The organism is Pantoea cypripedii (assembly GCF_002095535.1).
Lineage (GTDB): Bacteria > Pseudomonadota > Gammaproteobacteria > Enterobacterales > Enterobacteriaceae > Pantoea > Pantoea cypripedii.
The window spans coordinates 264578-288935 of sequence record NZ_MLJI01000001.1 but is presented as its reverse complement, the minus strand read 5'-3'; the positions used below and the strand labels follow the sequence as shown (position 1 = coordinate 288935).

The 24358-nt window shown below is 55.5% G+C and carries 24 protein-coding genes; 10 read left to right on the top strand and 14 right to left on the bottom strand.

Annotated features, from left to right (window positions below; translation table 11 throughout):
• Window positions 1-348: 348 nt before the first annotated feature.
• Window positions 349-870 carry a zinc uptake transcriptional repressor Zur gene (gene zur, locus HA50_RS01265; RefSeq protein ID WP_084871831.1) on the top strand — a complete coding sequence of 174 codons (522 nt, stop codon included), beginning with the start codon at window positions 349-351 and terminating at the stop codon, window positions 868-870.
• A gap of 69 nt (window positions 871-939) precedes the next feature.
• On the opposite strand, the gene HA50_RS01260 is transcribed toward zur, so the two are convergent.
• The 4 genes from HA50_RS01260 to HA50_RS01245 form a co-directional block, all read right to left on the bottom strand.
• Window positions 940-1152: a CsbD family protein gene (locus tag HA50_RS01260; RefSeq protein WP_084871830.1), complete on the bottom strand. Its 213-nt coding sequence runs from the start codon at window positions 1150-1152 to the stop codon at window positions 940-942.
• Window positions 1153-1309: 157 nt separating this feature from the next.
• Window positions 1310-2641, bottom strand: coding sequence for an MATE family efflux transporter DinF (gene dinF / locus HA50_RS01255; RefSeq protein ID WP_084871829.1), 1332 nt, complete (start codon window positions 2639-2641; stop codon window positions 1310-1312).
• A gap of 92 nt (window positions 2642-2733) precedes the next feature.
• Complete coding sequence (gene lexA / locus HA50_RS01250) at window positions 2734-3348, bottom strand: transcriptional repressor LexA (protein WP_013507486.1); 615 nt, start codon at window positions 3346-3348, stop codon at window positions 2734-2736.
• A 105-nt stretch (window positions 3349-3453) separates the two neighbouring features.
• Window positions 3454-3822: a diacylglycerol kinase gene (locus HA50_RS01245; protein WP_084871828.1), complete on the bottom strand. Its 369-nt coding sequence runs from the start codon at window positions 3820-3822 to the stop codon at window positions 3454-3456.
• Between the two features lie 126 nt (window positions 3823-3948).
• On the opposite strand from HA50_RS01245, the gene plsB reads away from it, so the two are divergent.
• Window positions 3949-6372, top strand: coding sequence for a glycerol-3-phosphate 1-O-acyltransferase PlsB (plsB, locus tag HA50_RS01240; RefSeq protein WP_084871827.1), 2424 nt, complete (start codon window positions 3949-3951; stop codon window positions 6370-6372).
• A gap of 71 nt (window positions 6373-6443) precedes the next feature.
• On the opposite strand, the gene ubiA is transcribed toward plsB, so the two are convergent.
• From ubiA to HA50_RS01220, 4 genes are all read right to left on the bottom strand, one after another.
• Window positions 6444-7328, bottom strand: a complete 885-nt coding sequence (ubiA, locus tag HA50_RS01235) for a 4-hydroxybenzoate octaprenyltransferase (protein WP_084871826.1) — start codon at window positions 7326-7328, stop codon at window positions 6444-6446.
• A gap of 5 nt (window positions 7329-7333) precedes the next feature.
• Window positions 7334-7852, bottom strand: a complete 519-nt coding sequence (gene ubiC / locus HA50_RS01230; protein WP_084871825.1) for a chorismate lyase — start codon at window positions 7850-7852, stop codon at window positions 7334-7336.
• Window positions 7853-7983: 131 nt separating this feature from the next.
• The gene (gene psiE, locus HA50_RS01225; protein WP_084871824.1) at window positions 7984-8394 is read right to left on the bottom strand and encodes a phosphate-starvation-inducible protein PsiE; all 411 of its coding nucleotides are present in this window, start codon (window positions 8392-8394) and stop codon (window positions 7984-7986) included.
• Window positions 8395-8464: 70 nt separating this feature from the next.
• Complete coding sequence (locus HA50_RS01220) at window positions 8465-9163, bottom strand: UTRA domain-containing protein (protein WP_084871823.1); 699 nt, start codon at window positions 9161-9163, stop codon at window positions 8465-8467.
• A 225-nt stretch (window positions 9164-9388) separates the two neighbouring features.
• On the opposite strand from HA50_RS01220, the gene HA50_RS01215 reads away from it, so the two are divergent.
• The 6 genes from HA50_RS01215 to HA50_RS01190 all read left to right on the top strand — a co-directional run bounded on the left by HA50_RS01215 (window position 9389) and on the right by HA50_RS01190 (window position 15640).
• A complete protein-coding gene (locus HA50_RS01215; RefSeq protein ID WP_084871822.1) occupies window positions 9389-10450 on the top strand; it encodes an ABC transporter substrate-binding protein in 1062 nt (353 codons plus the stop codon).
• A 10-nt stretch (window positions 10451-10460) separates the two neighbouring features.
• On the top strand, window positions 10461-11273 hold the full coding sequence (locus HA50_RS01210; protein WP_084871821.1) for an alkaline phosphatase family protein: 813 nt from the start codon (window positions 10461-10463) through the stop codon (window positions 11271-11273).
• Window positions 11270-12115 carry an ABC transporter permease gene (locus HA50_RS01205; protein ID WP_084871820.1) on the top strand — a complete coding sequence of 282 codons (846 nt, stop codon included), beginning with the start codon at window positions 11270-11272 and terminating at the stop codon, window positions 12113-12115. Before HA50_RS01210 ends, HA50_RS01205 begins: the two co-directional genes overlap by 4 nt.
• 10 nt (window positions 12116-12125) lie before the next feature.
• Window positions 12126-12911 (top strand): ABC transporter permease, encoded by a 786-nt coding sequence (locus HA50_RS01200; protein WP_084871819.1) that lies wholly within the window; start codon window positions 12126-12128, stop codon window positions 12909-12911.
• 2 nt (window positions 12912-12913) lie between these two features.
• The gene (locus tag HA50_RS01195; protein ID WP_084871818.1) at window positions 12914-13906 is read left to right on the top strand and encodes an ABC transporter ATP-binding protein; all 993 of its coding nucleotides are present in this window, start codon (window positions 12914-12916) and stop codon (window positions 13904-13906) included.
• A 108-nt stretch (window positions 13907-14014) separates the two neighbouring features.
• Window positions 14015-15640 carry a Na/Pi cotransporter family protein gene (locus HA50_RS01190; protein ID WP_084871817.1) on the top strand — a complete coding sequence of 542 codons (1626 nt, stop codon included), beginning with the start codon at window positions 14015-14017 and terminating at the stop codon, window positions 15638-15640.
• A gap of 70 nt (window positions 15641-15710) precedes the next feature.
• Here HA50_RS01190 and gntU read toward each other — a convergent pair whose 3' ends face one another.
• From gntU to gntR, 3 genes are all read right to left on the bottom strand, one after another.
• On the bottom strand, window positions 15711-17051 hold the full coding sequence (gene gntU, locus HA50_RS01185; RefSeq protein ID WP_084871816.1) for a gluconate transporter: 1341 nt from the start codon (window positions 17049-17051) through the stop codon (window positions 15711-15713).
• Between the two features lie 2 nt (window positions 17052-17053).
• A complete protein-coding gene (gene gntK, locus HA50_RS01180) occupies window positions 17054-17590 on the bottom strand; it encodes a gluconokinase (protein ID WP_084871815.1) in 537 nt (178 codons plus the stop codon).
• Window positions 17591-17730: 140 nt separating this feature from the next.
• Window positions 17731-18726: a gluconate operon transcriptional repressor GntR gene (gene gntR, locus HA50_RS01175; RefSeq protein ID WP_084871814.1), complete on the bottom strand. Its 996-nt coding sequence runs from the start codon at window positions 18724-18726 to the stop codon at window positions 17731-17733.
• Between the two features lie 328 nt (window positions 18727-19054).
• On the opposite strand from gntR, the gene HA50_RS01170 reads away from it, so the two are divergent.
• Complete coding sequence (locus HA50_RS01170) at window positions 19055-19549, top strand: GNAT family N-acetyltransferase (RefSeq protein WP_084871813.1); 495 nt, start codon at window positions 19055-19057, stop codon at window positions 19547-19549.
• A gap of 765 nt (window positions 19550-20314) precedes the next feature.
• Here the strand turns inward: HA50_RS01170 and ggt are convergent.
• Window positions 20315-22066, bottom strand: coding sequence for a gamma-glutamyltransferase (gene ggt, locus HA50_RS01165; protein ID WP_084871812.1), 1752 nt, complete (start codon window positions 22064-22066; stop codon window positions 20315-20317).
• Between the two features lie 193 nt (window positions 22067-22259).
• Here ggt and HA50_RS01160 point away from each other — a divergent pair, with 193 nt between their 5' ends.
• Window positions 22260-22547: a DUF2756 domain-containing protein gene (locus HA50_RS01160; RefSeq protein WP_084871811.1), complete on the top strand. Its 288-nt coding sequence runs from the start codon at window positions 22260-22262 to the stop codon at window positions 22545-22547.
• Here HA50_RS01160 and ugpQ read toward each other — a convergent pair.
• Entirely contained in the window at window positions 22544-23287 is a 744-nt protein-coding gene (ugpQ, locus tag HA50_RS01155; RefSeq protein ID WP_084871810.1) for a glycerophosphodiester phosphodiesterase, read from the bottom strand. The genes HA50_RS01160 and ugpQ overlap by 4 nt on opposite strands.
• Entirely contained in the window at window positions 23284-24357 is a 1074-nt protein-coding gene (locus HA50_RS01150; protein WP_084871809.1) for a sn-glycerol-3-phosphate import ATP-binding protein UgpC, read from the bottom strand. Before HA50_RS01150 ends, ugpQ begins: the two co-directional genes overlap by 4 nt.
• Window position 24358: the final 1 nt, after the last annotated feature.

Below are 24358 nucleotides of genomic sequence, written 5' to 3'. Positions count from 1 at the left end.
AAAGGAAATAGCACTGCTATTCGCAGAATTGACTGCTGGCGCAGCAATCTGTCGTGTATTTATGCAAAAAATTAAACGATATCTAAATTGAGGCCAGCTATTACTTAAGCCCTTTTGAACCTTAGACGCTAAGTCGGTGAGTTGCAAAGCAAAAACCGATTAGCCGGTTTGATAATAAATCCGTAATAAGGAACGCAGATGACAATATGAGAAAAAAAGGGGAATAACACTGATATTAATCTTATGAAAAACAAGATTTTTCCTGGCAATGTTTAGCGAGAAAAGCAATCACAGCAGCGTAAAAATTTGTGTGATAAAATAACATCACTCGCCACCCGGAGAACACTTATGTCAAATTTGTCGCCAGACCAACTTCTGAACCAGGCTGAAACGCTTTGCCTGCAACGCGGCGTGCGTCTGACCACACAACGTGCCGAAGTGCTACGCCTGATGGCAGAACAAAATGGATCGATCAGTGCTTATGATTTACTGGATCAATTGCGCGTTAGTGAACCCCAGGCAAAACCACCAACCATCTATCGCGCACTGGATTTTCTGCTGGAGCAGGGATTTATCCATCGCGTTGAATCCAACAACAGCTACGTGGTCTGCCATCATTTTGATGAACCTGCACACACCTCAGTAATGCTGGTTTGTGACCGCTGTGCCGCCGTCAGTGAAAAACATGCGCATGGTGTCGAAAAGATCATTTCCGGATTGGCTGAACAAGCCGGTTTTACGTTACGCCATAGCGTGATTGAAGCGCACGGGCTGTGTGAAAATTGTGCCGAAGTGGAAGCCTGTACTCATCATGACAGCTGCGATCACGATCATCAGGTTGAGGGTAAAAAGCGGTTGAGGAAGGGATAAATGGCACCTCCTTGTGCCATCCCGATCATCAGGATCGGAGCTTAGGAGCATCGTCCTTAAACGGGTCCGTTACCAGCGATAATCCTTGTTGTGACCTTCCCAGTCTTTCACTTCACGCTCGGCCTGATCTTTCGCGTAACCGTAGCGTTCCTGAATTTTACCGACAAGCTGATCGCGTTTCCCTTCGATGACGGTCATATCATCATCGGTCAGCTTGCCCCATTTTTCTTTCACTTTCCCTTTGAATTGCTTCCAGTTTCCACTCGCTTCGTCTTTGTTCATAACCGTACTCCATGTCGTTTCCAGTGAGTTGACGGCATACCCATTTCCTGAAGGTAAAAACCGATATAACACGCTACTTAATTGCGTTGTTAAGGATAATTATAGTAGGCAATGAATATCAGGTAGCACACTTACGGATTAATCTGTAATTAACAGGTTATATTCCACTATACGAAAACCAAGTATCATGACGCCAGTGACGGCGCCAGACCAGCCACAACGTGAGTCCGCGTAATGCCAGAAATACCGTCACCGCCAGCCACAAACCATGATTTCCCAGCCAGGGTAAGGTGAGCAACGACAGGCCATAACCCAGCGCCGCCAGCGCCATGCTGTTACGCATTTCCCTGCCACGCGTCGCGCCGATAAACATGCCATCCAGCAGATAACACCATACCCCCACCAGGGGCATCACCACCTGCCACACCAGGTAACGATCGGCGGCTTCGCGGAGTTCGTCCAGCGAGGTCAGCAACCCGACAATTTGCACCCCGCACAGGGCATACATCATGGCGAACAGCAACGCCACCAGACCCGCCTGACGGCAGGCCGCGTGCCAGACCAGCAACAACTGGCTGCGATCTTTCGCACCAACCGCTTCACCAGAGCAGGCTTCAACCGCATAAGCGAAGCCATCCAGTGCGTAGGCTGTGAAAGTGAGAAACATCAGCAGAACCGCGTTGACTGCGACCACATCCGGCCCAATGCGCGCGCCAAAGATGGTCAGAGAAGCAAAACAGATTTGCAGCAGAAATGAGCGCAACATAATGTCGCGATTGAGACGAAACAGGCGAGCGGCGCCACCGCGCCAGCTCTCTTTCAGCAGGGTGAAATCAATGCCACGTAGCTTTAATACGCGCGCGACCATTAACAGCCCGACACCCAGGGTGACATATTCAGCCAGTGCCGTAGCCGCAGCAGCGCCTGCCACACCCCAGTGCAGGCCGAGCACAAACAGCAGATCCAGCAGAATATTGACCAGGTTGCCCACTACCAGCAAAACAACGGGCGCACGCGCATACTGCACGCCCAGCAACCAGCCGAGGAGCACCAGATTAGCCAGTGTGGCGGGAGCACTGAGCCAGCGAATCTGAATAAACAGTTGTGCCTGCTGCTGTACCGCAACGCTGCCCCCCATGAGCGCAGCCGCCAGATTGCCGACAGGTGTGCGCAGCAACATAAACAACACGCCTGCGATCAATGCGATAAGCAACGGTTGGGTAAGCGCACGCGCCAACGCCGTTTTATCGCTGGCACCAAATGCCTGGGCAGTCAGTCCGGTTGTACTCATGCGTAAAAACAGCAGCAGCATAAAAATGAAGCTGGTTGCAGTGCTACCCACAGCCACGCCACCGAGATAGATCGGACTATCGAGATGGCCAATCACTGCGGTATCTACCACGCCAAGCAATGGCACCGTGATATTCGAGAGGATCATCGGCAGCGCCAGCCGCCAGAGTGTCTTATCAGAGGAGGAAAACAGCTGCATCAGCCCGTCCCGGTTTGTGCTGCGCTACAGTTATTTTGGCAAATCAAACCACGGCAGCGCAGAGGCGCTACCGTAGTGGGGGATTTAAAGGATTAAAGCCATTCGCCGTTACGCACGATACCCACAGCCAGCCCTTCAACGGTGAGTGACTGCTCACGTGTATCGACCACAATCGGCTGGAAGTCGCTGTTTTCTGGCAGCAGCTGCACAATCGCACCCTGCTTTTTCCAGCGTTTCACTGTGACTTCATCATCAATGCGCGCCACCACAACCTGGCCATTGCGCACTTCCTGAGTCTTGTGTACCGCCAGTAAGTCACCATCCATAATGCCGATATCTTTCATCGACATGCCGCTAACGCGCAGCAGGAAATCAGCGGTAGGTTTGAAGAGGTTGGCATCAACCTGGTAATGGGCCTCGATGTGCTCCTGTGCCAATAACGGTTCACCCGCGGCGACACGGCCAATCAGCGGCAGCCCCTCACTGGCTTCTTCTTCCATTAATAAACGAATACCGCGCGACGCACCGGAGACGATTTCAATTACGCCCTTACGTGCCAGGGCCTTCAGATGTTCTTCTGCCGCATTCGGTGAGCGGAAGCCCAGTTGAGCAGCAATTTCCGCACGCGTTGGCGGCATGCCCGTCTGGTTGATATGGTCGCGAATCAGATCATAGACCTGTTGCTGCCTGCTGGTTAACGCTTTCATCCCGCCCCCTGGTTGTTTATACAGTCGCTGTGAGTATATACAGGTATTGGCGAAATGGAAACCAAAACTGAGGGAAAAATCAGCGAGTTGATGAATCCGGAATCCTTATCGCAAATGCGACCAAAGCAGCGCGATCCAGACGAAAAGAGCCAGTAAGATAGCTAACAGTACGGCAGCCGACCCCATATCTTTCGCGCGTCCGGCCAGCGGATGACGCTCCTGACCAATGCGGTCGACGACGGCTTCAATGGCACTATTCATTATCTCTACAATGACCACCAGCACCACAGAACCGATCATGAGTACGCGGGAGATAGCGTCAACATCCAGCCAGCATGCCACCACAATCGCCACCAGCGCGGCGATGGCCTCCTGGCGAAATGCCGCTTCATGTTGCCAGGCGGCGCGCAATCCCTGCCAGGAATAACCGGCAGCTTTCACTATCCTGAGAATACCGGTGACGTTATTTGCCATGTCGTTGAACCCTTTACTCGTTTTGACGTCAATGTCTGGGCAGCCGGGAATGGCACGGCCACAGATCTTCGCGGCACTTTCTGGTATGCTTGCCGCGCTTTGCTAACAAGAGGCTTAAAGTTGTCTATGTCAGGTTGGCGTAAACTTTATTATAAATTATTGAATTTACCACTCTCCATTTTGGTAAAGAGTAAGGCTATTCCGTCGGATCCCGTGTCTGAGCATGGGTTAGATTCAACGCGGCCAATCCTATATGTGCTGCCTTACGATTCCAAGGCCGATCTGCTCACCCTGCGTTCGCAATGTGTGAAACACGATCTGCCGGATCCGCTTACACCGCTGGAAATCGATGGCACATTGCTGCCTCGCTATGTGTTTATCCACGACGGTCCGCGCGTTTTCCCTTATTTCGTGCCGAATGTGGAGTCAGTGAAGCTATTTCATGACTATCTCGATCTGCATCGCAGCAACCCCGAGCTGGATGTGCAAATGCTGCCAGTGTCGGTGATGTTTGGACGCGCACCTGGGCGTGAAGTTCAGGGCGAGCAGACACCACATCTGCGCATTCTTAACGGTGTACAGAAGTTCTTTGCCATTCTCTGGCATGGCCGCGACAGTTTTGTCCGCTTCTCGCCGACGGTGTCGCTGCGTCAAATGGCAACCGAGCACGGAACGGACAAGTCAATTGCGCAAAAACTGGCCCGCGTGGCGCGTATTCACTTCGCTCGCCAGCGTCTGGCCGCCATCGGCCCGCGCTTACCTGCCCGCCAGGATCTGTTCAACAAGCTGTTGCAATCAAAAGCCATTGAAAAGGCTGTGGAAGATGAAGCGCGCAGCAAAAAGATTTCCCATGAGAAGGCGCAGCAAAACGCCATTGAAATGATGGAAGAGATTGCGGCTGACTTCTCCTATGAGGCTATCCGCGTCACTGACCGCGTGATGGGCTGGATGTGGAGCCGACTTTATCAGGGTATCAACGTCAATGGCGGCGAGCGTGTGCGTCAGCTGGCACAGGATGGTCACGAGATTGTCTATGTTCCCTGCCATCGCAGCCATATGGATTACCTGCTCCTCTCTTATGTGCTTTACCACCAGGGTCTGGTACCACCGCATATCGCGGCCGGTATCAATCTTAACTTCTGGCCTGCCGGTCCGATTTTCCGTCGCCTGGGCGCATTCTTTATTCGCCGTACTTTTAAAGGCAACAAGCTCTATTCCACTGTGTTTCGTGAATATCTTGGCGAATTGTTTAATCGCGGCTACTCGGTTGAATACTTTGTCGAGGGCGGACGTTCACGTACCGGCCGCCTGCTGGAACCGAAAACCGGCACCCTGTCGATGACGTTACAGGCGCTGTTGCGTGGCAGCAGCCGTCCAATTACCTTCGTGCCGATTTACATTGGTTACGAGCATGTGATGGAAGTCGGGACCTACGCCAAAGAACTGCGCGGGGCGGTGAAAGAAAAAGAAGGCTTTATGCAGATGGTGCGCGGCCTGCGTAAGCTGCGCAATCTGGGCCAGGGTTATGTCAACTTCGGCGAACCGCTGCCGCTGGTGAATTACCTGAACAAACATGTACCAGAATGGCGTGAGTCCATCGATCCGATTGAGCCGCCACGTCAGGCATGGATGACTCCCGCAGTAAATGACATCGCCAACCGTCTGATGGTGCGGATTAACGAAGCCGGTGCCGCCAATGCGATGAACCTGTGCGTTACCGCACTGCTGGCCTCTCGTCAGCGTTCGCTTACCCGCGAGCAACTGATTGAGCAGCTGGAATGCTATACCCAGTTGCTGCGCAACGTCCCTTACTCGTCAGAAGCCACTGTGCCAAACCTCAATGCAGAAGCGCTGTTCGATCACGCTATGGGCATGAACAAGTTTGAGACCGAGCAGGACAACATTGGTGACATCATCATTCTGCCGCGTGAGCAGGCGGTACTGATGACTTACTACCGCAACAACATCCAGCATATGCTGGTTATGCCATCATTGATTGCCGCGATTGTGCAGCAGCACCGGGAAATCAATGAAGCGGAGTTACTGCGTCAGGTGAGCCTGGTGTATCCCATGCTGAAGAGTGAACTGTTCCTGCGCTGGAGCAACGAAGAGTTACCTGGCTTGCTACAGAATCTTTGTGCTGAAATGGCGCGCCAGGGTCTGGTTAGCCAACAGGATGGTCTGTTGAAGCTGAGTGCCGCACGCTACCGCACCCTTCAACTGCTGGCGGCCGGAATTCGTGAAACCTTACAGCGCTTTGCCATTACCTTCTCCATCCTCAGCGCCAAACCCGGTATCAACCGTGGCACGCTGGAGAAAGAGAGCCGTACGCTGGCACAGCGTTTATCCGTGCTCCATGGCATTAACGCCCCAGAGTTCTTTGATAAAGCGGTATTCTCGACACTGGTGATGACCCTGCGTGATGAGGGCTATATCAACGACAGCGGCGATGCCGATGTGCAACGCACGCAAATTATGTGGCAGATGCTGGCAGAGCTGGTCACCAGCGATGTACGCCTGACCATTGAAAGCGCCACCGCTCACGATTAACGCCAGCCAGAAATCAAAAAGCCGTCATCGTTTACCGATGACGGCTTTTTTTTTCGTCTGATATACCGCCGCTACATCAAATCAATAAACGGTAAGGTATTCAACAAAATGCCAATAAACAGCACCAGACCAACGTAGTTATTGTTGAGGAACGCCTGGAAGCAGGCATCGCGCTCACGCCGGGCAATCAGTTTCTGCTGATGGACAAACAAGCCTGCAGCCAGCAGCAGCGACCAGTAAAATGCACCATTCAGATTCAGCAGTAATCCCACCACCACCATCAAACCCAGCGTTGCCAGTTGCAGCAGGCCGATGATCAGCTTGTCGTAACGACCAAACAGAATCGCCGTCGATTTCACCCCAATCTTCAGGTCATCATCCCTGTCCACCATGGCATATTGCGTATCATATGCGACGGTCCAGCACAGGTTAGCAATGAAGACCAACCAGCAAACCAGTGGTAAGGACTCACTAACCGCCGCCCAGCCCATCGGAATCGCCCAGCCAAATGCCGCTCCCAGCACCACCTGCGGCAGATGGGTATAGCGCTTCATAAAGGGATAGACCCAGGCCAGTGCCAGCCCGACAACCGACAGCAGAATCGTCATACGATTCATGGTCAGTACCAGCACAAATGCCAGCAACGCCAGGCCAACAAACAGCAGCTTCGCCTCTTTCTCCGACACCAGGCCACTGGCCAGCGGGCGGGCGGCAGTGCGTTTCACATGCCCATCGACTTTACGGTCAGCGTAATCATTGATCACACAACCGGCAGCACGCATCACGATCACACCCAACACAAACACCAGCAGTACCGATAACGGCGGGATCGCCATACCCGATAACCACAGCGCCCAGAGTGTGGGCCACAACAACAGCAAGGTGCCTATGGGTTTATCTATACGCATCAGGCGGCTGTACGCCTGTAATTTATTTATTCCCAGAGTCTTTTGCACAATCTTTATCCTTGAACCAGCGCGCGATACAGCGGCGACGCAGGTAAAAACAGTTCAGTTAACAACAGTGGCTTACCCGATAAGCGCAGACGAGAACGCCGTCCCCATAATTCATCAACCTGGCCGGGCTCGATAAAATCGCGTGTCAGCGTTGAGGAAGCAAAAAGATAACGGCCAAGAGGTCGTGTGCCGAGCTGCTGTAGCATTTGCTCAGGTCCATTTAGCGTGCTTTCGGGCACCAGTGTTCGTCCCGCCAACCAGGGGATACCGTCGCCACACAGGATAATTTCCCGCAGCCAGAAGCGCTCATCCTCTGGCAGCTGCTGGCCTTCATCCTCCAGCTCACTGGCCGGGATAAAAGCTTCACGCACAATCTCAACGGTGACCTGCTGGCAATGCTGCTCAAAGCGCCGGGTCATTGAATCTTCTTCCATAAGCCAGTCCAGCAAAGGGGCGGAAAGCAAAGGGGAAGAAGCGGGTAGCCAGTGCAGCGCGCGCAGTTGCGCCAGCGCATCCTGAGACATAAAAACACTCCACAGAAAAAAGTGTCTCAGTGTAACGCACCACCGCCGCTGCGTGCTTGCACGAATTGGTAACGGCGCGGTTTTCGGCACCCGAAGGCAAAATAAAACATCGCGCCGCTATAGCAGGTGGATTACTCGCGTTTCAGGCGGTTGCTGTTCGCCAGCCACAAGGTAATCACCAGAATCAGAATCGCCGCCGAATAGCACAGCGTATCGAAAGGATTTTTATGGTCGACAATAATCAAACGAATAATCGCGGTAATACCGATATAGACAAAGTAGCGCAGCGGGAAGTGATAACCCGACTGAAAATACTTCACAATCAACGCGATAAACTCGAAATAGAGAAAATAGATAACAATCCCTTCGATTAGCAGGAATGACGATGCCTGCTCGCCAGTGCTGAACAACACATTTGCCAGATGGATGGTTTCTTTACCGAGAAACACCACCAGAATGATTGCCAAGATCACCAACCCGAGGTTCAGCACCCATTGCAATCCTCGGGCAATCAGTTGTCCCGCCATTGATTTTTCAGTCATTTCTTCGCCTTAATAGAACGCCTTATCTCTGGCGCTATCATGCGATAGTGTGATCAAATTCACAATATACTCAGACATCAACATCCACACAGAGTGCATCGTAGCGCCAGTATTCACAGTCACAGTCAATCACCCGTTTATGCTGGTCACGGTTGATACGGGTGATCAGCAATCCCGGTGTCCCGCTGGCAACGTTCAGCGCAGGCGCTGCGCGCGCGGGCAATGGCCCTGGCAAAATAGTAAAGCGCGCACCGCCGTAACGAATGCCGTAGCGCTGGTTGTAGAGATCCGTCAGGGAACGGGTGAGATCTTCTTCGAGCAGGCCGGGAAAATAATGTGGATTGAGGTAGTGCTCCACATACAACACCGCACGGCCATCAATGCGCCGCAGACGACGAATCAGATAAACATCATCCCCCTCCACCAGCTGCAACTGTTGCGCGACCGATTGCAGCACTGGTACCTGACGCGCCTCAATCACTTCGGTGCTGGCAATACGCCCCTGCTGGGCCGCCATCGCGTGGAAATGACTGTGATGCAGCGGGTTATAAACCAGCCTTGGTGGTGCCAGAAACCAGCCACGACGCAGCTCGCGGTAGATAATACCCTGCGCCTCCAGCAATCCCAGTGCTTCACGCAGGGTAATACGCGTGGTGGAATATTGTTCGCTCAGGCTGCGTTCAGCCGGTAAGCGCCCACTGGCGAACTCCCCTGCATCAATACGACTGTGCAGCGCGGCTGCAATTACGTCCGCCGTTTTCGACGACATCTATAAAGCCTCATTTTGGGGCGAAGCTGCACTATGACAGTTCGATGACAATCCAGTGACAAGCTAAGCCCGACATCATTGCGCTCCAGCATGGCATGTGGATTTGCTCGCCACACCACATTTCACCGCCTTAGTCATAAAACCTTCATATGCAAAGGCTACATTGGCTCGGTTCTTGCTGGACTAGACCAAGATGTCCCTCAACTTACACCGGGAGCAACTGAGATGAAAGCGTTAATCGCCTCTGTAGTAGCCAGTGCCGTACTGCTTGCGCTGCCCGCCGCGCAAGCTGCCGACAACGATCTTGCCGCGCTGGAAAAAGCCGCGCGCAGCGAAGGTCAAATCAACAGCGTCGGTATGCCAGATAGCTGGGCCAACTGGAAAGACACATGGAATGACATCAGCAGCAAATATGGCCTGAAGCACAGCGATACCGATATGTCTTCGGCGCAGGAACTGGCGAAGTTTGCCGCAGAGAAAGAGAACGCCAGCGCCGATATCGGTGACGTGGGTGCCGCTTTCGGTCCTGTTGCGGTCGCGAAAGGTCTGGCTCAGCCTTATAAGCCAACGCACTGGGATCAGGTCCCGGATTGGGCGAAAGATAAAGAAGGTAACTGGATGCTGGCTTATACCGGCACCATCGCTTTCCTGGTCGACAAACAGCAGGTGAAAGATGTGCCGCACAGCTGGGCCGATCTGAAGAAAGGTAAGTATGTGGTCACTATCGGTGATGTCGGCGTGGCTGCTCAGGCTGCCAACGGCGTACTGGCGGCTAACTATGCGCTGGGCGGTGACGAAAAGAACCTGAAACCGGCACTGGGTTTCTTTGCTGATCTCGCCAAACAGGGTCGCCTGGGCGTGACCGATCCGGTGATTGCCAACATCGAAAAAGGCGAAATCCAGGTTGCTGTGGTGTGGGACTTTAATGGCCTGAACTATCGTGACCAGATCGACAAAAACCGCTATGAAGTGGTGATCCCGTCTGATGGCTCCGTGACCTCGGGTTACACCACCATCATCAACAAATACGCCAAACACCCGAACGCCGCCAAACTGGCGCGTGAATATATCTTCTCTGATGCTGGCCAGACCAACCTGGCGAAAGGTTATGCACGCCCGATTCGCGCGCAATACCTGACGCTGCCAGCAGACGTGCAGGCCAAACTGCTGCCGCAGTCTGAATATAAAAATGCCCGCCCGATCAAAGACCAGGCTGCCTGGGACAAAACGTCAAAAGCACTGCCGCGTCTGTGGCAGGAGAACGTAATCATCAATATGCAGCAGTAAGGAGAAGGGGATGAAAACGATCCTGGTGGTACTGGATGGGTTGAGCAATCAGGTCGCACAACATGCGATGGGCTACCTGTTTGCCGAATGCGCGCAGGGCAACGGTCAATATTACACGCTGACCTGCGAACTGCCGTCACTGTCGCGCCCGCTGTATGAATGCATTCTCACCGGCATCACGCCGGTGCGCAGTGGTATTATTCATAACGGCGTCAGCCGGTTGAGTAAAGAGCGCAGCATCTTCCATTACGCGCGCGCCGCCGGTTTAACCACCGCCGCTGCCGCCTACCACTGGGTGAGTGAACTCTATAACCAAACCCCCTTCAACGCAGCGCGCGACCGGCACACGGTCGCGCCTGATCTGCCCATTCAATACGGGCACTTTTACTGGGACGACGGCTACCCGGATTCCCATTTGTTTGAAGACGCGGAAAGCCTGCGTCTGCGTCACGACCCTGACTTTTTGTTGATCCACCCGATGAACATCGACGATGCCGGGCACAAACATAGCCTGTCATCGCCGCAGTACCGCAACCGCGCACGTATGGCCGATGGCTATTTGTCGCACTGGATGCCGGGCTGGCTGGCCGCCGGTTATCAGGTGATTGTCACCGCCGATCACGGCATGAACGACGACCGTTCGCACGGCGGCATTTTGCCGGAAGAAACCCGTGTTCCACTGTTTGTGTTTGGTGAGGGCTTCTCAAAGCAGCCTGATCTGGAACCACAACAGACGGAGCTGTGCGGTATCGTCTGCACCCTGCTGGGGGTTGAGCATGATAAACCGGTCTGCCGCGGCCTGCTGGCGGAGCCGCGTTCATGAAAGGTAAAGGCCTCGCGCTCCTGCTGTTGCTGCCCTTTGCCCTGTTCTGGGTGGCATTCCAGCTCGCGCCCTTGCTGTGGATCGCCATCAACAGCTTCTGGAGCGATATGAATGAAGCCTGGGGGCTGGATAATTACACCGATATCCTGACCTCACCCTTCTATTTACAGGCATTTCGTCTGTCGCTGGATATCTCCATTTGGTCGAGCATTTACGGCCTGCTGATCGCGCTGGTTGCAGGTTATTCGCTGCATCAGCTGGGCAGCGGACGTTTTCAGCGCTTTTTGATGTCGTTTACCAACATGACCAGTAACTTCGCCGGCGTCCCGCTGGCGTTTGCCTTTGTCATTTTGCTGGGCCTGAACGGCTGCCTGACGTTGCTGCTGCGTCATTACAATTTGCTGGAGAGCTTCAAACTGTTCTCGCGCGACGGCATGGTGATTGTCTACACCTGGTTCCAGATCCCGCTCGGCATTCTGTTGCTTTACCCGGCCTTTGATGGTCTGCGTCAGGACTGGCAGGAGTCTGCGGCACTGCTGGGGGCCAGCCGCTGGCGCTACTGGTGGCATATCGGCCTGCCGATTCTGTTCCCGGCCCTGCTCGGCACTTTTGTGATTCTGCTGGCGAACGCCCTTGGTGCTTACGCCACCATTTATGCGCTCACCACCGGTAACTTTAACGTGGTGCCGGTGCGTATTGCCGCGCTGGTATCGGGCGATATCTCGCTTGATCCTAACACCGGCGGCGCGCTGGCGATGCTGCTGGTGCTGCTGATGGCGCTGATTACCGTGGTGCAGCAATATCTGGTGCGCCGCAGTTATCTCAACGCAAAACCGTCCTGAGGAGCGGCCCATGTCTCGCGTAGAAAAACTCTATCATCGCCTGATTGTCTGGCTGCTGCTGATTATCCTGGCCACGCCGCTGATCGCGACCTTACTGTATGCGCTCTCCTCAGAATGGAGCGATACCATTCTGCCGCAGGGCTACACGCTGAAGTGGTTCTTTGAATTGTGGAGCGACAGCCGCTTCCTGACCGCGCTCGGCCACTCGCTGCTGATTTGCTTTGGTGCGCTGCTGTTCTCGTTAGTGCTGGTGCTGCCTGCGATGTTTGTGATCGCTTACTATTTTCCGAAGCTGGACGCGGTAATGAACGTGTTGATCCTGATGCCGTTTGCCGTACCGCCGGTGGTCTCGTCAGTGGGTTTATTGCAGCTCTATTCGTCATCGCCGCTGATGCTGACCGGTACGCCGTGGATTCTGGTGGGGTGTTACTTCACTATCGCGCTGCCATTTATCTATCGCGCCATCTCCAACAATATGCAGGCCATCAACCTGCGGGAGTTGATTGATGCCGCACACCTGCTCGGTGCCAGCACCTGGCAGGCCGCGCTGTTTGTGGTGCTGCCCAACCTGCGCAAAGGGGTGTTTATCGCCGTGCTGCTCTCCTTCTCTTTCCTGATAGGTGAGTTTGTCTTCGCTAACCTGCTGGTCGGCACCCGCTATGAAACCTTACAGGTTTATCTCTACAACATGCGCAATGGCAGCGGCCATTTCACCAGCGCACTGGTGATCTCCTATTTTGTTGTCGTCCTGCTGGTCACCTGGCTGGCGAACGCCCTCAATCCTGAACGAGGCTGACCATGAGTTATCTGAACGTCACACAGCTGAATAAAAGCTACGGCCCAACCACCATTTTCGAAAATATCGATTTCAGCGCCGATGAAGGCGAATTTGTCACCCTGCTCGGCCCGAGCGGCTGCGGCAAATCCACGCTGCTGCGCTGTATCGCCGGGTTGACCTCGGTCGATAGCGGCCAGATTTTGTTGCAGGGCCAGGATATCGTGCCGCTGCCACCGCAGAAGCGTACCATCGGTATGGTGTTTCAGAGCTATGCGCTGTTCCCGAATATGACGGTAGAAAAGAACGTCGCTTTTGGTCTGAAGATGCAGAAACTGGCAGCAAGCGAAATCCAGCAACGGGTGATGGAAGCGCTGGCGCTGGTTGAACTGACCGATTTCGCTCGCCGCTACCCGCATCAGCTGTCCGGCGGCCAGTGTCAGCGTGTGGCGCTGGCTCGTTCGCTGGTGACGCGTCCGCGCTTGCTGCTGCTGGATGAACCGCTGTCGGCGCTGGATGCGCGTATTCGCCGCCATCTGCGCGAACAGATCCGTAATATTCAGCAGGAACTGAAGCTCACCACTATCTTCGTGACTCACGATCAGGAAGAAGCGCTGACGCTCTCCGACCGTATCGTGCTGATGAATCGCGGTAAAATTGTGCAGAACGGCAACGCCGAAGCCTTATATACCCAACCCGCCGACCTGTTTGCTGCCGGTTTTATCGGCAACTACAACCTGCTGAGCGCCGAGCAGGCAACCCAACTGACCGGGCACACCTTCAGCGGCCAGGTGGCGATTCGTCCGGAATCGATCCTGATCTGCGCCCCGGAAGCGGGTATTCCGGCCACTATTCTCAGCCATAGCCTGCTGGGCAACGTGATCCGTTATCGTGTGCTGGCGCACAATGTCGAGCTTTCAGTTGATGTTTTGAACCGTAGCGTCGCTGATTTACACCCCACCGGGATGCAGATTGGGCTACAGTTAGAGATGTCGACGTTGCGCCAGGTCGCTTAAATTACAGGAAAAATTGGCAACGCAGCGCGGCATTACCTTGTACAGGTTGCGCTATCCGTCAGGCTCGCAGCCTGCTGTTAAAGCCTGACGGTTAAGGAGCCTGCTTACGTGTTAACCCTGTTAAACCTTTTATCTGCCGTGGCCCTGCTGGTCTGGGGCACCCACATCGTCCGAACCGGGATCATGCGGGTCTACGGTGCCGACTTACGCCGCGTACTCAGTCGCAGCGTTGAAAAAAAACCGATGGCATTTCTCGCCGGTATTGGCGTCACTGCGCTGGTTCAGAGCAGCAATGCCACCACCCTGCTGGTTACGTCGTTTGTCGCCCAGAACCTCGTCAGCCTGACACCCGCCCTGGTGGTGGTACTCGGTGCGGACGTCGGTACGGCGATCATGGCGCGTATCCTGACCTTCGATCTCTCCTGGCTCTCGCCGCTGTTTATTCTGTTTGGTGTGATCGCGTTCCTCAGCCGCAAGCAGATGCGCATCGGCCAGCTGGGACGGGCCAGCATTGGTCTCGGTCTGATTCTGCTGGCGTTGCAGTTGATCGTGGCAGCCGCCCGCCCGATCACCCAGGCGGCGGGCGTCCATGTGCTGTTCGCCACCCTGACAGGCGATGTGATGCTGGATGCCCTGATTGGTGCGGTGTTCGCCATTATTAGTTACTCCAGCCTTGCCGCCGTGCTGATTACCGCGACCCTCACTGCCACCGGAGTGATCTCCTTCAAGGTAGCGCTGTGTCTGGTGATTGGTGCCAACCTCGGCAGCGGCCTGCTGGCGATGATTAACGCCAGCGGCTCCAATGCAGCGGGTAAACGCGTGGCGCTCGGCAGCCTACTGTTCAAACTGATTGGCTGCGTCGCCATCCTGCCGTTCGTCAATCCAATTGCCGATTTGCTGGACAAGCTGCCGGTGCATGATGAAGAACTGGTGATCTTCTTCCATGTGTTCTACAACCTGATTCGTTGTCTGGTGATGGTGCCATTCGCTGAACCGATGGCGCGTCTGTGCCACCGGATGATCGGCGATGACACGGAAGTCGATGCCCGCCTGAAACCAAAACACCTCGACAGCAGCGCCCTCGACACCCCGGCGCTGGCGCTGGTTAATGCGGCGCGTGAAACGCTGCGTATCGGTGATGTGGTTGAGCAGATGGTGGAGACCTTCAGCAAAGTGGTGCATGGCGATCTGCGCGAGGAGCGTGCGGTGCGCAGGCTGGACGATGACGTCGATGTGCTGTACACCGCCATCAAACTCTACCTGGCGCGCATGCCGAAAGAGGATTTGCCGGAAGAGGATTCACACCGCTGGGCTGAGATCATTGAGATGGCGCTGAACCTGGAACAGGCGGGAGATATCATTGAACGCATGAGCGCTGACGTTGCCGATAAAGCGCTGGCGGCGCGTCGGGCCTTCTCACCCGAGGGGTTGGAGGAACTGGAGACGTTACAGGAGCAGATTCTGAATAATCTGCGGCTTAGCCTGTCAGTGTTTTTGTCACACGATATCGCCAGTGCCAAACGTCTGCGCCGTGCCAAACACCGCTTCCGGATCCTGATTCGTCGTTTTTCCCATGCCCATGTCGAACGTCTGCACCAGCAAAATGTGCAAAGTATCGAAACCAGTTCGCTGCATCTTGGGTTACTGGGGGATATGAAACGTCTGAACTCGCTGTTCTGTGCCGTGGCTTATACGGTGCTGGAGCAGCCGGATGACGATCGGGATGATGAATAAGCCAGCGCGATAAATCGCGCCGCTACAGACCTCTGCAGTTTGTCGCGGCGCAATTTATTGCGCAGGGTTGTTATGACAATAAGGTAAACGCAATCATGCCGACAATCGCGCCAGTGGTGCCGAGGATGGTTTCCATCATTGTCCAGGTCTTCAGCGTCTCGCCTTCGGAAGCTCCGGTGAAACGGCCAAACAGCCAGAAGCCAGCGTCATTAACGTGGCTGATAATGATGGAGCCGCCGCCGATACAAATCGACAGTGCTGCCAGCTGCGCGCCGCTGTAATGCAGCGGTTCGATCACCGGCATCACCAGGCCGACGGTGGTCAGACAGGCAACCGTTGCCGATCCCTGAATCACACGTACCGCACCGGAGAGGATAAAGCAGGCCAGCGCAATCGGCAGGCCCGCGCCAATCAGCGCATGCCCCAGCACCGGGCCAACCCCGGAATCCACCAGCACCTGCTTGAACACGCCACCGGCACCGATCACCAGCAGAATGATCCCTGCCGGTTGCAGCGCGCTGCCGCACACCTGCATCACCTTCTCTTTATCCATGCCCTGGCGATACGCCAGACCATAGATCGCCACCAGACAGGCCAGCAGAATCGCGGTAAACGGGTGGCCGATAAACTCCAGCCACTGGTACAGACTGGTGCCCGGCGTGGTGAAACGTGCGCCAATGGTTTTCAGCCCCACCAGCAGCAGCGGGAACAGGATCAGCGACAAACTGAAGCCAAACGATGGCAGCTTGCCCTCTTCCACATCTGGCTGATGATCCTCCGGCGGCGAGCTAAAGGTCACATGCTTAGCGATCAGATTGCCAAACAGCGGACCGGCGATCAGCATGCCAGGGATAGCGGCGCACAGGCCCAGCAAAATCATCCAGCCAAAATCAGCGTGCATCTGTGATGCCAGCAGCATTGGCGCTGGCCCCGGCAGCAGGAACGCGGCAGACGCCGCCACCCCGGCAAACAAGGGGATCACCAGCTTCACCAGGTTGTCGCCAGTACGACGCGCCACAGCAAAGGCAATGCTGATCAGCAACACCACCGCCACTTCGAAGAACAGCGGCAACGCGCAGATCAACCCGGCAATGCCCATCGCGTAATGCGCGCGGCTTTCACCAAAAGTTTTCAGCATGCGGATGGCAATCTGATCGACCGCGCCGGTTTCATGCAGGATTTTGCCGAACATCGCGCCCAGCGCCACCACAATCGCGAGGAAACCGAGCGTACCGCCCATGCCTTTCTGCATGGTATCGGCAATCTTGTCGAGCGGCATACCGGAGAACAAACCGGCACCAATAGACACTAACATCAGGGCGACAAAGGCGTGCATACGCGCTTTCATCACCAAAAACAGCAGCAGCAGGACAGAGCCTGCTGCGGTTAACACCAGCGTTGCGGTACTCATGACTAACCCTTGTTGATTGCTCCCTTGATGGTCGCAACCGTGGCCGCAACTACCTCATCCAGTGAATGATTAATATCAACCACCAGTACATCGGGTTCGTTCGCGCCGGGTTCTTCCAGCGTGGCAAACTGCGTTACCAGCATCTGTGGTTTGAAGAAGTGGCCTTTGCGGGCTTTCAGGCGGGATTCGATGGTTTCAAAATCGCCCTTCAGATAGACAAATTTCAGGTTGTGGTTGCCCTGACGCAGAATGTCGCGATAGGACTTTTTCAGCGCCGAACAAACAATGATGGAGACGGCCTGGGTACGCTGCATGGCAAAAGCGGCATCGTTCAGCGCCTGTAACCACGGGCGACGATCGTTGTCATCCAGCGGATGACCTTCTGCCATTTTCATGATGTTGCTGCGTGGATGCAGAAAGTCACCGTCGAGAAAGGCGGTGTTAAGTTGGTGTGAAACCTGATTGGCGACGGCAGACTTTCCGCTGCCGGACACACCCATCAGGATAAAAACATGGTGCGACGGGGATGGCGTTGTCATTTTTTTGCGCTCCGGCAGTGATTTCTGCCAATGTTACCGATAACAAATTCGATCATCATTGTCGGCACCCGGTCACAGGCTGGCAACCCTTTTACCGGGAAAAGCACGAAAGTGTGAACTGACTCAAAAAATCGCCAGAATCAGATGCTGCCGCCTTCGGCAATTTCAAAGCCGACATCCAGCGGTGCGGTGACGGATCGATCGCCACCAATGCGCGCCAGCAGCATCGCCGCTGACTCCCGTCCCATACGCTCACGCGGGGTCAGCACCGTCGCCAGACGCGGATTTACCACCTGGGTGATATCGTGACCGTGGAAACCGGCGATCGCCATCTGGTCAGGCACACGCAATCCCTGACGCTGACACTCAAACATCGCGCCGACGGCAAGGTCATCGTTGGTACAGAACAGGCTGTCCGTTTGCGGATAGCGCTTTTGTGCCTCACGCAGCAGCAAGGATCCGGCGCTGAACGATGAAGCATCTTCCATCATCACGCTGTGCGGCGTTAAACCCGCTTCACGCATCGCCTGCTCATAGCCCTGCTGTTTCTGCAGAGTACGTTCATCAAGGCGTGCACCGAGATAAACGGTGTGCCGATGGCCTTTTTTCAGAATAGCATGGGTCATCTGGCGCGCAGCTTCGACGTTATTAAAGCCGACAGCCATATCGAGGCACGGTGAAACGGAGTCCATCATTTCGATTACCGGAATGCCCGCCACTTCCAGCATCCGCAGCGTGCCCGGCGTGTGGCTGCGCTCTGTCAGGATCACCCCATCGATGTTCCAGCCCAGTAACGAACGCAGTTGCAGCTCTTCTTTCTGCGCGTTGTAGCCGAAGTGCGCCACCAGCGTCTGATAACCCGCCTCATCGGTGACGGTTTCGATGCCGCGCAGCACGTCAGCAAAAACCTGGTTGGTGAGTGACGGCAGCAAGACGCCGATGGCGCGGCTGGTGGCATTGGAGAGCATGTCGGGCGCGCGGTTCGGGATATAACCCAGTTCATCCAGCGCGATGGCGATTTTGTCGCGCAGCGCAACGGAGACCTGTTCAGGATTGCGCAGGTAGCGGCTGACAGTCATTTTTGTGATGCCGATGCGATCGGCAACGTCCTGTAGTACCGGTCTTTTCTTCTTCATCGTAAGCGCCTGAGGTCAGAGATACGCTGAGTCTATCATTAAATTGTCATACGTTTGTAAACGGGGCGCCGGAAGCGGGATCGAGGCCAAATGACGGAAAAAAGGCAAAAAAAAGCCAGCACCCGAGCTGGCTAAGTAATACTGGAAGCAATGTGAGCAATGTCGTGCTTTCCCGGTTTGTCAGGAGGACTTCCCGGGACCGCATCGCAATAATAATCATTATCATTCTCGTCTGTAAAGCTCTTTCGCGAATTATTTCACATTGACGCCACACATAAAATCCTTGATGTTAAAGGGGATTTTTCCATTTTGTATAAGGAGCCGCACCATGAGTCCCATCGTTGTCCGCCACACCACACCCGCTGATGCCACCGCGTTGTTCCAGCTGTATAGCCACGCAGAAACCCAGGCGAATACCCTGCATCTGCCGCTGCAATCGCCAGCACTGTGGCAGGAACGACTGCAAACGATGCGTCCGGGTGAGCAACGGCTGGTGGCCTGCATTGATGGGCAGATCGTGGGACAACTGACGCTCAGCGTGCTGGAACAGGCACGCCGTCGCCATACCGCCACCCTGGGGATGGGCGTCGATCCGGCGTTTCATCGCCGTGGCGTGGGATCTGCACTGATGGCGGCGATGGTGGATCTTTGCGACAACTGGTTGCAGGTGACGCGCATTGAGCTGACGGTGTTTGCCGACAATGCTGCCGCTATTGGTTTGTATAAAAAGTTCGGTTTTGAGCGGGAAGGCACCGCGCGCCGCCACGCAATGCGTAACGGCGAGCTGGTGGATACCGATTATATGGCGCGCTTAAAGGGGTAATGTCCGCTGGCAGCGGGTTGGCTCCGCAGGGGTTCCGCCCGCCCGCTAGCAGCGGTTGTGCTCTGAGAAGATTCCGCCCGCCAGCAGCGGTTTAGCTCCGCAGGGGTTCCGCCCGCCAGGCTTTAGGCAGTTTCAGGGCCGCCGTGCAGGCGGACGGGCAAAGGTCCGAGGGCGCGGACCTTTGCAATCCGCGCCATGCGGCGTCCTCGCGCAGCGCTACGCGCTGTTCCCTCGCTTATCACTCAGGCCTGACGGACCGCGCGGATTCGCCCTCCGTGGCTCATGCCGCGCTCTCGCCGCATCCATGCGCCTCGTCCTGGCCCTCCCTCTGCACTCGGCGCTGCGAATGCCGCCCACCCCCCCGCCTGAAAACCCGCAGAAAAAACAAAAACAAAAACAAACAACAAACAACAAACAACAAACAACAAACAACAAACAACAAAGGAAAAAACCAGAAAGTCATCGGTGGTGCAGCGGGGGGGTGAGCGCCATCCGGACTCGCTGAGCGCGGGAACGATTCCAGGATGAGCCGCAAGGATGCGGCGAAAGGCGGCGTTGAGCAGGAGCGAATCGACGCCGGTCCGTCGGAAGCGTGAGTAAGCGAAGGGACCGCGAAGCGGCGAGGAAGGCGGCGCAAGGCCGGGGAATGCAAAGGGGACGGCCAGGTCCCCTTTGCTCGGTCGCCGCACCGGCGAACTGAAACTGTCAGTGCCTGTAGCGAACGAAACCCCCTCGGAAGCGAACGAAATCACCTCTGAACGGGGTTCAATACCCGGCACTTAAATCATCCACTGAGCGCGGATCTGACGCCCCATAACGCATGCCATCCGGCCCAATCATAATACTCTGGGTGCTACCCATCGCCGGCATGACCTTCACATGCTGCCCCTTGCTCTCCAGCAAACGCAAAGTATCCGGGCTAAACCCCTTCTCCACACGCAGCTGATCCGGCAGCCACTGATGATGGAAGCGCGGTGCATTGGTCGCCTCCGCGACGTTCATACCAAAATCGATGCTGTTAACCACCATTTGCAGCACAGTAGTGATAATACGGCTGCCTCCCGGACTGCCGGTGACCAGCCAGGTTTTGCCATCTTTCGCCACGATAGTCGGCGACATCGAGGAAAGCGGGCGCTTGGCAGGCTGTACCGCGTTAGCGTCACCACCGACTAAGCCATATACGTTCGGCGTACCCGGCTTCGCGGAGAAATCATCCATTTCGTTGTTCATCAGAATGCCGCTCTGGCCCGCGACGATACCGCTGCCAAAATAGGTATTCAGGGTATAAGTCACCGCCACCGCGTTGCCGTCTTTATCCACCACCGAGAAGTGAGTGGTTTGGTTGCTTTCATACGGCTCCAGCTTGCCCGGTTTGATTTCGCTTGATGGACGCGCTTTGTTGATGTCGATCTGCTGTGCCAGCGATTTCGCATAAGCTTTGCTGGTCAGTGCCTGCTGCGGCACCTTGACGAAATCCGGGTCGCCGAGATATTCCGAGCGGTCGGCATAGGCATATTTTTCCGCCTCAGCCATCACCTGCATCGCATCCGCGCTGCCGAAACCCATTTTTGCCAGATCGAAATTTTCCAGGATATTGAGGATCTCAATAATATGGATGCCACCGGAGGACGGTGGCGGCATTGAAAACACTTCATAGCCACGGTAGCTACCGCTCACCGGTTTACGCTCGACAGCCCGGTAAGCCGCGAGATCGGCCTTGCCAATCAGGCCGCCGTGTTGCGCCATCTCTGCGGCGATTTCGTCCGCGATTTTGCCTTTATAAAAAGCATCCGGCCCCTGCTGGGCAATCAGTTGCAGGCTGTGCGCGAGGTTTTTCTGCACCAGACGATCGCCTTGCTGGTAAGGCTGGCCGTCCGCTTTGTAGAAAATGGCGCGGCTATTGTCATGGTGGATCAGGTTCTCTTTGCCGTAGGTGGCCAGATCATCTGCCAGCGCATCATTGACGATGATACCGTTACGCGCCAGCTTGATCGCCGGAGCCAGCAAGGTGCTTAACGGTAACGTGCCATATTTCTGCGCAGCCAGTGCAAAACCGGCGACGGTGCCCGGCGTGCCGGAGGCCAGATGGGAAGTGAGTGATAACTTACTGTCGGCATTGCCCTGCTTATCGAGGAACATATTACGCGAAGCGCGTGCCGGGGCCATTTCACGAAAATCGATGGCGGTGGTATGGCCGGAAGCGGTACGCAGCAGCATAAACCCGCCGCCGCCGAGGTTACCGGCCTGCGGATGGGTGACCGCCAGCGCAAAACCGACCGCCACAGCGGCATCGACGGCATTACCGCCCTGCCTGAGAATCTGCACCCCCACTTCCGTGGCCGTCGCATCCACCGATGCCACCATGCCGTGTTTCGCCTTCACCGGATGAAATGTGTCGCTATCCACACCGTAAGAAACCGGTGGTGCGCTCTGCGCTGCCGCCTGCCCTCCCTGAACCACGGTAAAACTCAACAACAACGCCCAGCCAAACCGACGCACACTGCCTTGTATCCTCATGCCGCCACCATCCTTTTCAGTTGTTTACATTGATGCAAGTGTTTACAAAGAATGAAAAAGATTAGCAGCTTCGGTAAATTCGGCGCACTCCTGGATAGCTACTTTTTAATATCGCATAAACTTATGGTTACCGCGTTTGTGCCTGAAAGGCATGAGTGACACACAGCACAGCGGTACTAATGGAGGAACAACCATGAAAAAATGGCTAATCGTTTTCGCGACCCTGCTGCCGTTAAGCAGCATGGCGAATATGCTGAATAACACCAATCAACCGTTCGAACCCGGTTATAACCCAAGTCAGCAACGGATGCAGACGCAGATGCAAATTCAGCAGCAACAGCAGAAGCTGAAACTGCAACAGGATCAGCAGCAGCAGAAACAGGATTTGCAGCGCAAAATGCAGGAACATCGCGATAGCGCCCAGCAGCGCGTCATCAAATCGCAGCCGGGCCAGCAACAGCAGCAACAGAATGGCTACTAACGGAAGTCGGGACCGATAATATCGATGCGGTCGGTACAGATCGCATCGACACCCCAGCTCAACAGCTCGCGCGCCCGCTCGGGCTGATTCACGGTATACACCAGAATGTGCAGACCCGCCGCCTTCAGCTGCGCGGTGCGTTCGGCATCCAGCAACTTGTGGTTGAGATGTATCGATACGCAATCGAGGCTTGCTGTCAGCGCCTGCCAGTCGTCATGCCAGCTATCCAGCAGTAAACCACGCGGCAGTTCCGGTACCGCCTGCATGGCCGCTTCCAGCGCGTCATAAGAGAAAGATGACAGCAGTGGCGCAGTTTGCCCCTGCCACAGTTCGCGCGCGGCTAATGCCACATCACGCCCGGTTTCCACCTCTTTGCCGGTGGTCGGTTTGATTTCAATATTCGCCATCATCTGATGCTGACGACAACGCGCCGCCACATCACTCAGCAACGCCAGCGGTTCACCGGCAAACTTGTTGCTAAACCAGCTGCCAGCATCCAGCTGCGCCAGTTTGTCCCAGGGCAGATCGCCCGCCACGCCCCAGCCATTGCTGGTACGATCCAGCGTGTCGTCATGTAACAGGAAAATCTGCCGATCGTCGGAGAGTTTGGCGTCAAACTCAATCATCTGGTGACGATAATGCGCGCCCATATCAATGGCGGCGAGGGTATTTTCCGGGGCCAGTTTCCCGCCGCCACGATGGGCAACGATATGCGGATAAGGCCAGTTGTGCTTACTCATTCCAGACGCTTTCCATGGGTTGAATCGAAGAAATGTAACGCATCCGCCGGGAGTTGCAGCCATAGGGTGCTGCCCGCCTGCGGGCGTTCGCTGTGCGGCAAACGTACCACCAATCGCGCGTCACCGATACGACCATGCGCCAGATTATCGGCACCGAGCATTTCCAGCGTCTCCACCACCAGCGGAATGCCACCTTCTTCGCGGCTGCTGAGCTGAATATGCTCCGGGCGAATGCCCAGCGTCAGGGGACGGTTGGCCCATTTCGCTTTGCTTTCCCCAAGCGGCAACGCGTGCAGCGCATCAAGGTTGAAACGCGTGCCGTCGCTGTTGATTTGCCCCGGCAGCAGGTTCATCGCCGGTGCGCCGATAAAGGCAGCAACAAACTGGCTGGCGGGGCGCTCGTACACTTCAACTGGCGTGCCCAGTTGCTCAACGACCCCTTTGTTCATCACCATCACCCGTTGTGCCAGCGTCATCGCTTCGACCTGATCGTGCGTCACGTACAGGCTGGTGGTTTGCAGACGGCGATGCAGCTGCTGCAACTCCAGACGCATTTGCACGCGCAGGCGGGCATCGAGGTTCGACAAAGGTTCATCGAACAGGAACACCGCCGGTTCACGCACGATAGCGCGTCCCATCGCCACACGCTGGCGTTGGCCGCCGGACAGTTCGCGCGGACGACGCGTCAGCAGGTGATCCAGCTCCAGGCTGCGTGCTGCTTCCAGCACGCGCTGGCGAATCTGTTCTTTGCCCATACCACGGATTTTCAGGCCATAGGCCATGTTCTCTTCCACCGTCATATGCGGATAGAGCGCATAGTTCTGGAACACCATGGCGATACCACGATCTTTCGGTTCAAGGTCGGTCACGCGTTTGTCGTCGATATAAATATCGCCGGAGGTGACGCGCTCCAGCCCGGCAACCATACGCAGCAGCGTCGATTTACCGCAGCCGGAAGGCCCCACCATCACCATAAATTCACCGTCATTGATGGTGATATTCAGCGGCTGAATGATCTGATTTTTGCCGTCATACGATTTGGTGACGGTCTGAAGGGTTACGCCTGCCATT